This window comes from Bradyrhizobium commune (assembly GCF_015624505.1).
Lineage (GTDB): Bacteria > Pseudomonadota > Alphaproteobacteria > Rhizobiales > Xanthobacteraceae > Bradyrhizobium > Bradyrhizobium commune.
In genome coordinates this window covers 1,753,687-1,768,149 of sequence record NZ_CP061379.1, presented here as the reverse complement: position 1 = coordinate 1,768,149, position 14,463 = coordinate 1,753,687, and the positions used below count along the sequence as shown (strand labels likewise).

Sequence of the window (14,463 nt, the reverse complement as noted above, 5' to 3'; positions counted from 1 at the left end):
TGACGTCCTGTAGGACTAGTGATGATGATGGTCGTCCGGCGGGCTGACCATGACCACACCGGTGCTCGGATCGAGGAACAGCGCGTCGGTACGGAAGTCGTGGCTGTGGTCCTGATCGAAGTCGAACATGTCCATGATCGATCCGGCCGTAGCATCGAACGAGCCACCGCCCAGACGCTGGCCATGCAGCCAGTTGTCCTCGATGAACCGCACCACCGACGCCTGCGAGATGTAGGTGTGGCTGACGAAGTTCGTCTTGGCGTAGGGCGAGATGACGATGAAGGGAACGCGGGTGCCCGGACCGCAGCGGCCGTTCACCGGCTGACCGTTCAGACCCTTCGGCGCCGGCTGCTGGGTCGCACCAAGGCCGCACTTGCCGGGACCGTTGACCTGATCGGCGGTCGGATCGTACGAGGCGCTCTTCGGAGCGATGTACTGGTGGTCGTACCAACCGTCGGAGTCGTCATAGGTGATGATGACGGCGGTCTCGCGCCACTCGGGCAGCTTCTGGAGAGCGTTGATCAGATCGACATTGCCGAACTGCTCGTCGAGCGGGTCGGAGTAGCCGGCATGACCGTCCTGGTAGGCCGGCATCTTGATGTAGGAGACCGCCGGGAGATGACCGGCCTTCATCACAGCGTAGAAATCCTCGAGGTCGTAATTGTGGTTGGCCGGATCGACCTTGCCATTGAGGTCATGGGTGTGGCCGATCGCTTGCACCGAGCTCGGCCGCGCATGGGTCCAGTTGGCGGTCGACTTGTAGTATTGGAACCAGGCGTGGTGCGGGATGTAGTCCGCAGTGGCCGCACCGACGACGGTCGAGAAGGTGGTGCGCCCGCAGCCCGTGGTGCCGTTGGTATTCGTGAGCGTCAGGTCGAAGCCGCCCATGAAGCCACCCCAGCTGATGTGCTCGGCATTGAGCAGGTCGCCGATATTCTTGCCCTGCATCAGGAGCGTCGCAAACACCGGATTCGTGGTCGAGCAGGCGTCGTTGCCCGGATCGGTGTCGCCGATCAGGGTCAGGCCGCCCTGGGTGTCGGGAACGGTCTGGGTCGAGGTGCCGAGGACGTTCTGCGCGCCGTTGGTCTGGCCGGAGACCACCTCGAGCATGCCGGGCGTCGACGGACCGAACGTGTCGGTCCAGTTGTTGTCGCTCATGGCGAAGTGCTGGGCGTAGTTCCAGAACGCCGTGACGGTGTTGCCGTCGAAATAGCCCATGACCTGGCCGGTGGTGCCGAAGGCGCCGGTGCTGCCGGTGGTGCCGCGGCCGGTATATTTCGGGAACAGGTCATCCTTGCCGTTGTCGACGGCCTGCTGCTCGGGCGTGTAGGCGTGGTTCTGCGACTTCGTGTTGGCCTGGGTACGGTCGAGGCGGAACGGATCGGTCGCGCCGGCGCCGTTGGCCGCATTGTTGTTCGGGTTGTTCGTCAGCACATTGGCGGTGACGAGGTTGTTGACCTTCGGCGTATGCGGTTTCGGCACGAAGGGGATCGAGCCCGACGGGTTGCCTGCGTTCGGATAGGTTCCGAAATAATGGTCGAACGAGCGGTTCTCGTTGAAAATGACAACAAGATGCTTGATCGGCGTTTCCGTATGAATGTCGTGCGGATGGCGATGATCGCGATCATGATCGCGGTCAAAATCGCTGGCGAGCACCGGAATGGCGCACGCAAGTGTCGTCGCGGCCGCGAAAATCGCAGCCGTCGTCAGAAATTTGGTTTTCATTTGACGCCCCGGAAGGAAGTAAGAATGTTTTTGAGCAGAAACATTCTAAACACGGCCGGTGACAGGTCTGTGTCAGTTTGGCGCAAGCGACACTTTGCGCGGTTGCCCGGAAGGAACTCTTTGCGAGCAGATCCCCCGCGACAGGGCAGGTCTCCTGTCAGGATGCGCGCATGCCACGCTGCATCAAATTCCGTCGCAACCTCAATGGTTGGCTTGGCAACTTCGTCGCCGATCAATGTTGTCGGTCGAGCGAGGCCAGGAATTGATCGGCGATCGCTCGCCACCGGTCGGGATAAAGTCGCAGCCGATGACCGTCACCGGGAACGCCGCGCAACGCACGCTGCCGCCGACGGCCTCTAACGCGTCATGATATTCGCGGATGACCAAACCTTCGAAACCCCATCGAGGACACTCGAACCTACTCCGTCCGGATCGGCGAACCCTTCAACCCATTATTGTCATAGGCCTTGCGCAAGGTGCCGTTGGTCATCGCATCCTTCATGAATTTGGTGACGAAGGCCTGCGCCTGGGCGTGGCCGAGCGGCACGGCGACGGCGGTGACGGTCTTCTTGAACGTCTCATCCAGCACGCGCGTGCCCGGAATCTTCAGCGCGATCCTGTCGAGCTTGTCGCGCGAGAGCGCAAAGGCATCGATCTCGCCGCTCTGCAATAGACCAACTATCTCGTCATAGCTCTCGTAACCGGCGACCTTTGCGTTCTTCAGATGCGCGATCGCGCCGCGCATCGTCGTGGTGTTGTTGACGGCCGCAACCTTGATGCCTGGCCGGTCGAGTGTGACAAAATTGGTCACGCTCGAGCCGGGCTTCACGATATAGGTGGCGTCGTTCACCTCATAGATCGGGCCGAACAGCATTTTGCTCTCGCGCTCGGGATCCTTGGGCACGAAGGTGACGTCCCAGGCGTTCTTGCCGGCCGCCTCGGTGATCTGGCCCGAATTCTGGTACACGACATATTCGACGGCAACACCAAGTCTCGCGGCCATCTCCTTGCCGAGATCGACCGGGACTCCGGCATAGCCGGCCTCCGTCTTGGTGGACCAGAACGCACCGCCCGCCGGGCTGATTGCAATCGCAACGCGGAGCTTGCCGGTCGGCGCGATCTCGTCTTTCAGGCCATCTGCGAGCGCAGGCATGGCAATTGTCGCGGCAAGAATAAGCCCGGCAAGGATCGACCAAAGACGCGCTGGCATGTCGCCCAACCTCTTCTTCCGACCGCTCATTTCCGTCACACGGCCTTTGACACAATTGTGGTCGATCATGCGCTCGGTGAAAGCGCTTTGTCATGGCAAAACTGTCAAAGGCCATGGCGGCGGTTTGCGGTGCAGGGGCCATGTCTGCCATGGCTATGGTGTTTCACGGCCAGAGATTTGTTGCTAGCCTGCCGCACCGACACATTGCCACCGGGGACCGTCGAATGACCTGCGTGAATCTCGCATCTCCCGCACGGCGCAACGGAGAGCGGAGACCTATCGGGCGGGCGCTGGCCGCAGCAGTGGCCATGACCGTGCTCGCCGGCTGCGAGGACAAGAACACCTTCGTGGCGCCGCCCCCGCCCAGGGTGGACGTTGCCACGCCGGTGCAGCGTCCGGTCACGCGCTATGTCGAGGCGACAGGCAACACCGCGCCGATCAAGAGCGTCGATCTCGTCGCGCGCGTGCAGGGCTTCCTGCAATCGATCGACTACACCGACGGCACTTTCGTCAAGCAGGGCACCCAGCTGTTCACGATCGAGCCGGAGACCTACAAGCTCAAGCTCGACCAGGCGCAGGCGGCCGAGGCCGGCGCACAGGCCTCGCTCAAGCAGGCGGAGCTCGACTACAAGCGGCAGGTCGATCTGGTGCAGCGCCAGGCCGTGTCGCAGGCCACCCTCGACACATCGACATCCAACCGCGACAACGCCCAGGCCAATCTCCAGCAGGCCCAGGCCAACACCAGGATCGCCGAGGTCAATTACGGCTACACCAAAGTGAGCGCGCCGTTCGACGGTATCGTCAGCGCGCATATGGTCTCGATCGGCGAGCTCGTCGGCGTCTCCTCCCCGACCCAGCTCGCCACCATCGTCGCGATGGACCCGATCTGGGTGAACTTCACCGTCAACGAGCAGGACGTGCTGCGCATTCGCGCCGAGGCACAACGCCGCGGCCTGACGTCGGCCGACCTCAAGCAATTCCCAATTCAAGTCGGCCTTCAGACCGAGACCGGCTATCCGCATGAAGGCCACCTCGACTACGTCGCACCGACTCTCAATTCATCGACGGGCACGCTCGCGGTGCGTGGTCTCGTGCCCAACGACAAGCGGGTGCTGCTGCCCGGCTATTTCGCCCGCGTCCGCGTCCCCTTCGACCAGGACAAGAATGCCCTCCTCGTCCCCGACGCCGCGCTCGGCAGCGACCAGAGCGGTCGCTATCTCCTGGTGGTCAACGCCGACAATGTCGTCGAGCAGCGCAAGGTGCAGATCGGTTCATCCGACAACGGCCTGCGCGTGATCCAAAGCGGGCTGAAGCCGGACGACCGCGTGGTCATCGCTGGTCTGCTCCGGGTGATCCCCGGCCAGAAGGTCGATCCGCAGGTGACGAAGATCGAGCTGCCGCAGGCCGCGAGCAAGTAAGAGGCCGCCCGCCATGATCTCAAAGTTCTTCATCGAGCGGCCGGTCCTCTCGAACGTCATCGCACTGCTGATGATCCTGATCGGCGGCGTGGCGCTGTTCAACCTCGCGATCGCGCAATATCCGGACGTGGTGCCGCCGACCGTGCAGGTCACCACGCGCTATCCCGGCGCCAGCGCCAAGACCGTGATCGACACCGTGGCCTTGCCGATCGAACAACAGGTCAACGGCGTCGAGGACATGCTCTACATGCAGTCCTACAGCGGCTCCGACGGCACCTATACGCTGACCGTGACCTTCAAGATCGGCACCGACCTCAATTTCGCGCAGGTGCTGGTGCAGAACCGTGTCTCCAGCGCGCTGTCGCAATTGCCCTCGTCGGTGCAGAACCAGGGCGTCACTGTCCAGAAGAGATCGACCTCGATCCTGCTGTTCGTGACGCTGACCTCGCCGGACTCGCGGTTCGACAGCCTGTTTTTGAGCAACTACGCCACGATCAATCTGCGCGACGAGCTGTCGCGCCTGCCCGGCGTCGGCAACGTCACGGTGTTCGGCGCCGGCCAATATTCGATGCGGGTGTGGCTCGATCCGAACAAGCTGCAAGCGCGCGGATTGGTGCCGCAGGACGTCATCCAGGCGATCCAGCAGCAGAGCCAGCAGGTCTCGGCCGGCCAGGTCGGCGCGCCGCCGACGCCACCGGGACAGGCGTTCCAGTACACGCTCAACGTCAACGGCCGGCTCGACGACACCGGCCAGTTCGAGAACATCATCGTCAAGACCGGCACCAGCGGCGACGTCACGCGCGTGCGCGACGTCGGCTGGGTCGAGCTCGGCGCGCAGACCTACAGCCAGATCTTCTCGCTCAACAAACAGCCCGCCACCGGCATCGGCGTGTTCCAGTCGCCGGGCGCCAACGCGCTCGAAGTCGAGCGGGCCGTCGAGAAGAAGATGACGGAGCTCGCCAAGCGATTTCCGGAAGGCATCAAATACGACACGCCGTTCGACACCACCAAGTTCGTGGAAGCCTCGGTGCACGAGGTCTACATGACCCTGATCGAGGCCGGCCTGCTGGTGCTGGTCGTGATCCTGGTGTTCTTGCAGGACTGGCGCGCGATGCTGGTGCCGGCAACGACGGTGCCGGTGACCATCATCGGCGCCTTCGCCGCGATGGCGGCGCTCGGCTTCACCATCAACATGTCGACGCTGTTTGCGATCGTGCTCGCGATCGGCATCGTCGTCGATGACGCCATCGTCGTGGTCGAAGGCGCCGCCCACAATATCGAGCAGGGCATGAACGGCCATGACGCCGCGATCAGGGCGATGGACCAGCTGTTCGCGCCGATCGTCGGCATCACGCTGGTGCTGATCTCGGTGTTCCTGCCGGCCTCGTTCCTCGCCGGCCTCACCGGCCGCATCTACTCGCAATTCGCGCTGGTGATCGCGGCGACCGCGCTGCTGTCGGCCATCAACGCGGCGACCTTGAAGCCGACCCAGTGCGCGCTGTGGCTGCGGCCCACGGTGCCGCCGGAGCAGCGCAACTTCTTCTATCGCGGCTTCAACAACGTCTATGACCGGGTCGAGCGCGGCTACACGCGGCTGATCACCTTCCTGGTCAAGCACGCGACCGTCTCCGTCGCATTTGCACTGGTGGTGATCGGACTCAGCGGCTACGGCCTGTCGCGGGTGCCGACCGGCTTCCTGCCGATCGAGGACCAGGGTTATCTGATCGCCGCCATCCAGCTGCCCGACGGCGCCTCGCTCGAACGGACCCAGAAGGTGCTCGACAGAGCGAGCGAGATCATCAAGGAGACGCCGGGTGTCCAGCAGGTCATCACGATTGCCGGCATCTCCGCGCTTGACAGCAGCGCGAGCCTTGCCAACGCCGGCGTCGCCTACATCATCCTGAAGGACTGGAGCGCGCGCAAAGGCCCCGGCGAGGACCTGCGTTCGCTGGTGTACGGGTTGAACGACAAGCTTGCGGTGATCATGGAGGCACGCACGCTGGTGCTGCCGCCGCCGCCGATCCAGGGCATCGGCAACGCCGCCGGCTTCTCGATGCAGGTCGAATTGCGCGACGGCAACAGCGATTTCGGCAAGCTGCAAGCCATCACCGGGGCGATGGTCAGCAACGCCCAGAGCCAGAGCGCGCTGCAGCGCGTCTCGTCCTCGTTCCGCTCGGCGGTGCCGCAATTCAACGTCGAGATCGACCGCGTCAAGACCCAGACCCTGCACGTGACGACGGATGCGGTGTTCTCGGCGCTGTCGACCTATCTCGGCTCGTCCTATGTCAACCAGTTCAACAAGTTCGGCCGCGTGTTCCAGGTCTACACCCAGGCCGATCCGGCGTTCCGCGTCACCGAGCGCGACATCGCCAACATGCAGGTGCGCAACCAGGACGGCAACATGGTCCCGATCGGCACCGTCGCCACGATCACCCCGGTCACCGGCCCATCGCTGATCAGCCTCTACAATCTCTATCCCTCCTCGACCATCGTCGGCCTGCCGGCGCAGGGCTATTCCTCCGGCCAGTCGCTGAAGCTGATGGAGGAGATCGGCGACAAGACGCTGCCGCCCGGCACCGGCTTCGAATGGACCGCGATGTCCTATCAGGAGAAGGCGGTCAGTAACCAGATCTACTGGGTGTTCGGGCTCGCGATGCTGCTGGTCTATCTCGTGCTCGCCGGCCAGTATGAGAGCTGGTATGCGCCGATCTCGGTGATCCTCGCGGTGCCGTTGTCGCTGCTCGGGCCGATGCTGATCCTCAACGGCTTGAAGATCGACAACAACCTCTACTGCCAGATCGGCCTGATCCTCCTGATCGCGCTGTCGGCCAAGAACGCGATCCTGATCGTCGAGGTCGGGCTCGAGCTGCACGGCCGCGACGGCAAGCCGGTGCTGGAAAGTGCGATCGAGGCGGCGCGCGCCCGCTTCCGCCCGATCCTGATGACGTCGTTCGCCTTCATCCTCGGCGTGGTGCCGCTGGTGATCGCGACCGGCGCCGGCGCCAGCGCGCGCAAGTCGATCGGCATCACGGTGTTCTCCGGCATGCTGGCCTCGACCTGCCTCGCGGTGCTGTTCGTGCCGGCCTTCTTCGTGGTGGTGCAGCGGTTCGAGAACTGGCTCGGCTCGCGCAAGAAGCCGGCGGCGGCCGTGAAGCCAGCGGTGCAGACGAAGGCCTGATCGTCACACGTCGACGCGGAAGCCGACCTCGATCACCGCGTCGTGGGGGATCTTGAAGAAATCAGGCGCGCGGCTGGCGATCCGGTTCAGGAACGAGAAGATGGCGAACGAGACCGGATCGATCGCCGATCCGGCGTCGCGGCGGACGATGGTCTCGTGTGCCAGATAATAGTTCTTGTGCTCGAGATCGGCGTCGAAGCCGAGCTTGTTGCAATTGTCGAGCGTCAGCGGAATGTCCGGCGTCTGCATGAAGCCGAGCCGGACCTGGATGGCGTAGAAGCCATGGCCGAGGCGATGCACGGAGTGCCGCTCGCTGAACGGCACGCGCGGTCGTCGATCCGACACGTAAGTGAGCAGCACCACCGTCTCGTGCAGCACGCGGTTGTGCTCGATGTGGCGCAACAGCATCGGCGAAGCGCCATGCTCGACCTTGGTGAGCCAGACGCCCATGCCGGGCGCGCGGCCGACAACGGCGGCGTCGGCATAGCCGAGAAACTGCTTCAGCGGCATCGACATCTCGTTGAGACGATGGCGCACGACGAACGATCCTCTGCGCCAGGACAGCATGAAGGCCGCGATGATGGTGCCGACCACCAGCGGGAACCAGCCGCCCTCGACGATCTTGAGCGAGTTCGACACCAGGAAGGTGGCGTCGATCGCGCCGAAGACGAGGATGACCGGCAGCGCCAGCTGACGCGACCATTTCCAGCGCGAGCGCGCGACGTTGTAGAGCAGGATGGTGGTGATCAGCATGGTGCCGGACACCGCGATGCCATAGGCGGCGGCGAGGTTCTCCGACGAGCGGAACATGATCACCGTGAGCAGCGTGCCGGTCATCAAGAGCCAGTTGGCGGCGGGCACGTAGATCTGGCCGGCCTCGTCCCAGGAGGTCGGCGTGATCCGCGCCCGCGGCGCGAGCCCCATCTGCATCGCCTGCCGCGTCAGCGAGAACACGCCGGAGATCAGCGCCTGCGAGGCGATGACGGTGGCAAATGTCGCCAGCACCACCATCGGGATCAGCGCCCAGCTGGGTGCAAGCTTGTAGAAGGGATTGTCGGCGGCACTGGGATCGGCCAGCACCAGCGCGCCCTGCCCGAAATAATTCAGCACCAGCGCCGGCAGCACCAGGGCGAACCAGGCCTGCCGGATCGCGGTCGCCCCGACATGGCCCATGTCGGCATAAAGCGCCTCGCCGCCGGTCAGCGCGAGGAAGACGGCGCCGATCACCACGAACGAGATTTTTGGATCGGCAAGCAGAAAGCGCACGGCCTCCAGCGGATTGACCGCGTGCAGGATCGCCGGCGCCTGCCAGATATTGATCGCGCCGAGCACGGCGATCACGACGAACCAGACCACCATGATCGGACCGAACAGTTTGCCGATGCTGCCGGTGCCGTGGCGCTGGATCATGAACAGGCCGATCAGCACGGCGAGCGTCGCCGCCAGGATGAAATGCTCGAAGGCGGGCGCGACCAGCTTGAGGCCTTCCATCGCCGAGAGCACCGAGATCGCCGGCGTGATAACGCCGTCGCCATAGAGCAGCGAGGCGCCGATCACGCCGAGCAGGACCAGGATCGGAAGCTTCGCGCCGTTGGCCACCTTGTCGGCGGCAACCAGCGACAACAGCGCGAGGATGCCGCCCTCCCCGTCATTGTCGGCCCGCAGGATGAACACGACGTATTTCAGCGCCACCATCGCGATCAGCGCCCAAAGAATGAGCGAGACGATGCCGATCACCTCGGCGGCCACCGGTGCGGGATGGCCGAGGCCGGAGAGTGCCACCTGGAAGGCGTAAAGCGGACTGGTGCCGATATCGCCAAAGACGACGCCGAGCGCGGTGAGCGCCAAAAACCAGGGGCTGCCGAGATGATGGACGAATTTCGGGTGCTCGGTCGCAGCTTCAAGCGGATCGTACACGACGCCACTCGCGGCGCGATCGATCAGGCTCCGGACCGGAAGATCGGACGGCATATCCATGCGGGCCTCGGAAACAGGGCAGATACCCGCTAGCGACAAATGCAAGGGGCATGCCGGGGCCCCGCCTAGGACGTCTGCGGCGGCCCCCTATGCGGCTCGCCGCTCGACACCAGCAGCACCGAGACCTTCGCCTGCCGGAGAACGGCGTCGGCAACGCCGCCAAACGAAAGATGGTCGCCCTGGATGCGGTCGACGCCCATGACCACGAGGTCGACGTCCGTGGTGTCGATCTCGCGCAGGATCGCCGCCTCGGGCGCCCGGTTCACGCGCAGCGTCGTGGTGATGTCGACGTCATAGCGGGCGGCGAGATCGCCGGTGTCTCTCAGGATGCCCTCCTCCTGATTGAGCCTGCGGGACGCACCACGCTGTGCGCCCTTGTCGCGCGTGGTCGTCACGTAGATCACGCGGAGCGAGCCCGATCCCGCCTGCGCCAGCGCGACCGCGACCTCGGCGCCGCGCTTGGAGACGCCGCTGCCGGAGACCGGAACGAGGATGTTCAGCGTGTCCGGCATCGGCTGCTTCAGGTGCTTGCCCTTGGCCGCCACGATCGCGAGCGGTCCATCGAATTTTGCGGCGATGTCCTCGATCTTCCGATCGAAGCGTTCCTTGCTCGCGGTGACCTTGTCGACGCCGATGACGAGGAGGTCAAAACCCTTGCGCGCTTCGTCGGCGATGGTCTCGCCGAGCTCCGCGCGCCGGGTGCGGGTGATGACATCGACACCGCCGGCCTCGCCGTCGCCATTGACGGAGACGGTTTCGGCCGCCTTCTTCACGACGGCTTCGTGGCTCTCATCCTCGTCGCGGCCCTTCTCCTGCTCCTTGGCGCGCTGGCCGATATGCAGCACGGTGATCGGCAGGCCGCGCATGCCGGCGATCAGGCCTGCGATGTGGGCGGTAAAGGTAGCGTTGACGCTTTCATCGACCGCCAGCAAGGGACGTTCGAGATTGGCGACGAAGCCGCGCCTCTCGAACTCCTCCCGCTCCAGCCGCTCCTCTTCCTCCTTGTTCATCGGCAGCTTCGCGAGCGCCGCGCGCAGCATCGGCGGCATCGCCATCGTGGTCACGATCGCCATGGTCACGATCATGGTGAACAGGTTCTGGCTGAGCACGCCGATGGACAGGCCGATGGTGGCAATGATCACCTCGGTGGACCCGCGCGCATTCATGCCGCTCGCGAGCGCGAGCGACTCGCGCCTGTTCAAGCCGCCCAACGTTCCGCCGACAAAGGCGCCGCCGAACTTGCCGACGCTGGCGATCACGACCAGCAGGCCGGCGAGCATCAGCAGGTTGGGATCTCGCAGCACCGACAGATCGGCGCTCAAGCCCGCAAGGCCGAAGAACACCGGCATGAAGAAGCTCGAGATCAGGCCGCGCAGGCGCTCGTCGATCTGCCGCGTCAGGATCGGCGATTCCCCGACCAGGATGCCGGCGACGAAGGCGCCGAGCACGGTGTGGACGCCGATCAGATGCGTGATCAGCGCCATGACGCACATGAACAGCAGGATCACGGTAATGACAGGCGCGGTGCTGACGAGATTGTCGTTGGCCCAGCGGATGAGCTGGAACACCATCCTGCGGCCGATGGTGAAGCTGACGACAAGGAAGGTCAGCGTCCCCAGCACGGCCCTCCCGACCGAGGCGATATCCGGCGCGCCTTGCGAGGCGAGGCTGAAGATGACGGCGATGATGATCCAGCCGATGGTGTCGTCGATGACGGCGGTCGCGACGATGATCTGGCCGACATTGCGGCGCATGAAATTCATCTCGCGCACGACCACAGCGACGATCTTCACCGAGGAGATCGACAGCGCCGTGCCCATGAACAGCGACGCCACCAGGCGCTGCTGCGGATTGGGCAGGAGCGCGTCCGGCAGGAACTCACCGAGCACAAAGCCGCAGGCGAAGGGCACGAGGATGCCGGCAATCGAGATCGCGATCGCGGCCTTGCCGACCTTCTTCACCAGCTTGAGGTCGGTCTCCATGCCGGTGAGCAACAACAGCAGCAGGATGCCGAACTGGGCGATGCCGTCGATCATCGCCTTCTGCTCGGGTGTCTTCGGGAAGATCGCGTGCTGTGCTTCAGGCCAGACCCAGCCGAACAGCGACGGCCCCAACATGATGCCGGCGAGCAGTTCGCCGATCACCGAAGGCTGGCCGATCCGTTGCATGATCTCGCCGAGCCCGCGGCCCACCGCGATCAGCAGCACGATTTGCGCCACCAGCAGGAATTCGGACGGGCCAGCCGATTTGCCGCCTTCGGCACTCGCCGCAATGGTCGTGAGGACAAGCGCCGCGGGGACAAGGCCGACCGGTCGGAGCGGGCTCCACTGCATGCAGGTGTCATTCCCCCTTCAACTGCCCCGGTGCTGGGGCCACGGGAATAGAACCCACGGGAGGTGGAGCGGGTTCCCGCGGCGGGTGTCTCGACAAAATCGGAAAACAACCCCATGCACAGTAGAGCCGGGTTGAAAAAGCTCGAAAATTTCGGTCTTGCCGAAACGGCTTGCTCCGTCGGGCAAAACACCGGCATAATGGCATCATCGGCAGGCGTCAGGCGAAGCGCCGCGCCCTCTCCCGTCATTGCGAGGAGCCCTTGCGACGAAGCAAGCCAGAGTTCCTCCGTGGAGAGATTCTGGATTGCTTCGCTGCGCTCGCAATGACGATGTGGAGGCAGCGACGCGCCTCACTCCTTCACGCCGCCTGTGGCGTCCGGATTTCGCGCGGCAGGATCAGCGCGGCGGCGATCGCGAGCAGGCAGAGCGCGGCGAAGGCGTGCAGCATGGTGACGAAGCCGCCTTGCTCATACAACCAGGCGACCAGGCCGACCGACGCGCCGGCCGCAGTGAAGCCGACGAAATAGCGCACGGCATAGGCGCGCGAGCGCCACTCCTCGGTGGTGTATTTGCCGACCATGGCGTCGTTGACCGTGACCTGGCCGAACGCGCCCATGACGATGCCGATCGAGACCAAGATCAGCGGCAGATTGGACAGGGTCGCGGCGAGATACAAGAACGGCGCCAGCATGAAGGACAGCGGCAGCGCCACCGTCTTCAGCGAATAGCGATCGAGCAGCCGGCCGATCGTGTACTGCGTCATCGCGCCGAACACGTAGACACAGGCCGCGATGACGCCGAGCAGCGCCGGGCTTTTGGTGAGATCGGCGAGCCGCTCTGCAAACAGCTTTGGCAGCGCGACGGTGACGGCGTTGAAGGTGGTGGAGATCGCGATCACGACGATCAGCAGCGCGAGGATCACGCGCCACATGTCCTGCTTGGCCACGCGCGCCTGTGCGGCCGCCTGCCTCGCACCCTTGCGGTCCTCATGCACGACCATCATCGCAAAGGCGATGCCGATCAGGATCGTGACCACGCCGGGGACGATGAAGGCAAGGCGCCAGCCGAGATATTGCCCGATCACGCCGGTGACCAGCGCCGACGAGGCGACGCCGAGATTGCCCCAGACGCCGTTCAGGCCCATCTCGCGGCCGAGCTTGTCGGCATAGGACACGATCATGGCGGTGCCGACGGGATGATAGATCGAGGCAAAAATGCCGATCGCGAACAGCGCCACGCCGAGCTGCATCGGGGTCTGCACGAAGCCGACCGAAATCATCGAAAGCCCGATGCCGATGAAGAAGATCAGCATCATGTGGCGGCGGCTCCAGCGATCGCCGAGCCAGCCGGTCAGCAGCGAGCCGGCACCGAAGGCGATGAAGCCGGGCGTCGCATAGGGCAAGAGTTCCGAATAGGCCATGCCGAGCGCCGGTCCCATGATGATGACGGCGGCGGCAAAGATCAGCATCGCATAATGGTCGATGAAATGGCCCGCGTTGACGAAACTGATGACCCGGCTGGGGCTGTTCATTCGAATCCTCACTTGCTCCGAAATGGGTTATATGTCGGACCCATGACGGGATGCTGCCAATGACTGTCGTGGAAACGCCAATCCTGAGGGAGGTCCGGGGCAACCACCGCTCCACCGCGGGCGTGCATCTGGTCGCGCGCGACTATCCCAAGGGCATGCGGATCGACCCGCACATGCACCGCGAGTCACAGCTGATCTACGCGGCCAAGGGCACGATGCAGGTGACGACTCCCGGGGGCCGCTGGCTGGTGCCGCCGGACCGCGCGGTCTGGGTCCCGGCCGGGCTCGAGCATGCCCTTGATCTGCTCGCCGACATCCAGATGCGCACGCTGTATTTCGACCTGGGCTGGCTCAAGCGCGAGCAGCGCCATGAGAGCCTGACCAAGGAATTCGTGGTGCGGGTGTCGCCGCTGCTCAATCAGGCCATCCTCGCACTGTTCGATGCCCGCAACACCGAGGAGCGGACCGAGCTTCTCGTGCGCCTGGTGATGCTGGAGCTGCACCAGGCCGAGGATTCCGCGACCTTCGTGCCGCTGCCGCATGAGCCGCGCTGCCGGCGCGCCGCGATGATCGTGCTCGACGATCCGACCGGCCTGCACGACATCGATACCTTGGCGCGCGAGGTCGGAACCTCCGCGCGCACGCTGTCGCGGCTGTTCTCGACGGAGACGCAGCTGAGCTTCAAGAGCTGGTGCCAGCGCGCGAGAATTGCGGCGGCGATCCAGCGACTGTCGATGGATGCGAGCGTGTCGGTGAAACAGCTCGCGACGCAACTCGGCTACGCCAGCGTGCCGGCGTTCTCGGCCGCGTTCCGCCAGGTGACGGGACGGACGCCGACGGAGTTTGCGGGGAAGGGCTGAGCTGCCTCCTCGTCATGGCGAGCGCAGAACTCGTGGGGTGGGCAAAGCGAAACGTGCCCACCATCTCTTTCGCAGCTGTCGAGACATGGTGGGCACGGCGCAAGTGCGCCTTTGCCCACCCTACGGCAGCGTTCATCTGGCATGACAGCCTTCTCGAAACGCACGGCCCAGCTAAAGTTGCCAAAATCGCCTGCTTGATTGTGATCGGCTTCTGCCTAAATTCCGTGTAAG

At 64.3% G+C, this 14,463-nt stretch carries 8 protein-coding genes; 3 read left to right on the top strand and 5 right to left on the bottom strand.

Annotated features, from left to right (window positions below; all coding sequences use genetic code 11):
• Positions 1-15: 15 nt before the first annotated feature.
• Together IC761_RS08330 and IC761_RS08325 are read right to left on the bottom strand one after the other, a co-directional pair.
• Entirely contained in the window at positions 16-1,725 is a 1,710-nt protein-coding gene (locus IC761_RS08330; protein ID WP_195802777.1) for a phospholipase C, read from the bottom strand.
• A gap of 418 nt (positions 1,726-2,143) precedes the next feature.
• The gene (locus IC761_RS08325; protein ID WP_195802776.1) at positions 2,144-2,935 is read right to left on the bottom strand and encodes a transporter substrate-binding domain-containing protein; all 792 of its coding nucleotides are present in this window, start codon (positions 2,933-2,935) and stop codon (positions 2,144-2,146) included.
• Between the two features lie 224 nt (positions 2,936-3,159).
• On the opposite strand from IC761_RS08325, the gene IC761_RS08320 reads away from it, so the two are divergent.
• Both IC761_RS08320 and IC761_RS08315 read left to right on the top strand, forming a co-directional pair.
• Entirely contained in the window at positions 3,160-4,353 is a 1,194-nt protein-coding gene (locus IC761_RS08320; protein ID WP_195802775.1) for an efflux RND transporter periplasmic adaptor subunit, read from the top strand.
• A 13-nt stretch (positions 4,354-4,366) separates the two neighbouring features.
• Positions 4,367-7,531, top strand: coding sequence for an efflux RND transporter permease subunit (locus IC761_RS08315; protein ID WP_195802774.1), 3,165 nt, complete (start codon positions 4,367-4,369; stop codon positions 7,529-7,531).
• A 3-nt stretch (positions 7,532-7,534) separates the two neighbouring features.
• Here the strand turns inward: IC761_RS08315 and IC761_RS08310 are convergent, their stop codons facing one another.
• The 3 genes from IC761_RS08310 to IC761_RS08300 all read right to left on the bottom strand — a co-directional run bounded on the left by IC761_RS08310 (position 7,535) and on the right by IC761_RS08300 (position 13,372).
• The gene (locus tag IC761_RS08310; protein ID WP_210338524.1) at positions 7,535-9,508 is read right to left on the bottom strand and encodes a potassium transporter Kup; all 1,974 of its coding nucleotides are present in this window, start codon (positions 9,506-9,508) and stop codon (positions 7,535-7,537) included.
• 65 nt (positions 9,509-9,573) lie between these two features.
• Complete coding sequence (locus IC761_RS08305) at positions 9,574-11,841, bottom strand: cation:proton antiporter domain-containing protein (RefSeq protein WP_195802773.1); 2,268 nt, start codon at positions 11,839-11,841, stop codon at positions 9,574-9,576.
• A gap of 358 nt (positions 11,842-12,199) precedes the next feature.
• The gene (locus IC761_RS08300) at positions 12,200-13,372 is read right to left on the bottom strand and encodes an MFS transporter (protein ID WP_195802772.1); all 1,173 of its coding nucleotides are present in this window, start codon (positions 13,370-13,372) and stop codon (positions 12,200-12,202) included.
• 59 nt (positions 13,373-13,431) lie between these two features.
• On the opposite strand from IC761_RS08300, the gene IC761_RS08295 reads away from it, so the two are divergent.
• Positions 13,432-14,232, top strand: a complete 801-nt coding sequence (locus IC761_RS08295) for an AraC family transcriptional regulator (protein ID WP_195802771.1) — start codon at positions 13,432-13,434, stop codon at positions 14,230-14,232.
• Positions 14,233-14,463 lie beyond the last annotated feature (231 nt).

Coding starts and splice junctions, on each gene's coding strand:
- IC761_RS08330 (WP_195802777.1), bottom strand. CDS start 1,725: ATGAAAACCAAATTTCTGACGACGGCTGCGATTTTCGCGGCCGCGACG.
- IC761_RS08325 (WP_195802776.1), bottom strand. CDS start 2,935: ATGCCAGCGCGTCTTTGGTCGATCCTTGCCGGGCTTATTCTTGCCGCG.
- IC761_RS08320 (WP_195802775.1), top strand. CDS start 3,160: ATGACCTGCGTGAATCTCGCATCTCCCGCACGGCGCAACGGAGAGCGG.
- IC761_RS08315 (WP_195802774.1), top strand. CDS start 4,367: ATGATCTCAAAGTTCTTCATCGAGCGGCCGGTCCTCTCGAACGTCATC.
- IC761_RS08310 (WP_210338524.1), bottom strand. CDS start 9,508: ATGGATATGCCGTCCGATCTTCCGGTCCGGAGCCTGATCGATCGCGCC.
- IC761_RS08305 (WP_195802773.1), bottom strand. CDS start 11,841: ATGCAGTGGAGCCCGCTCCGACCGGTCGGCCTTGTCCCCGCGGCGCTT.
- IC761_RS08300 (WP_195802772.1), bottom strand. CDS start 13,372: ATGAACAGCCCCAGCCGGGTCATCAGTTTCGTCAACGCGGGCCATTTC.
- IC761_RS08295 (WP_195802771.1), top strand. CDS start 13,432: ATGACTGTCGTGGAAACGCCAATCCTGAGGGAGGTCCGGGGCAACCAC.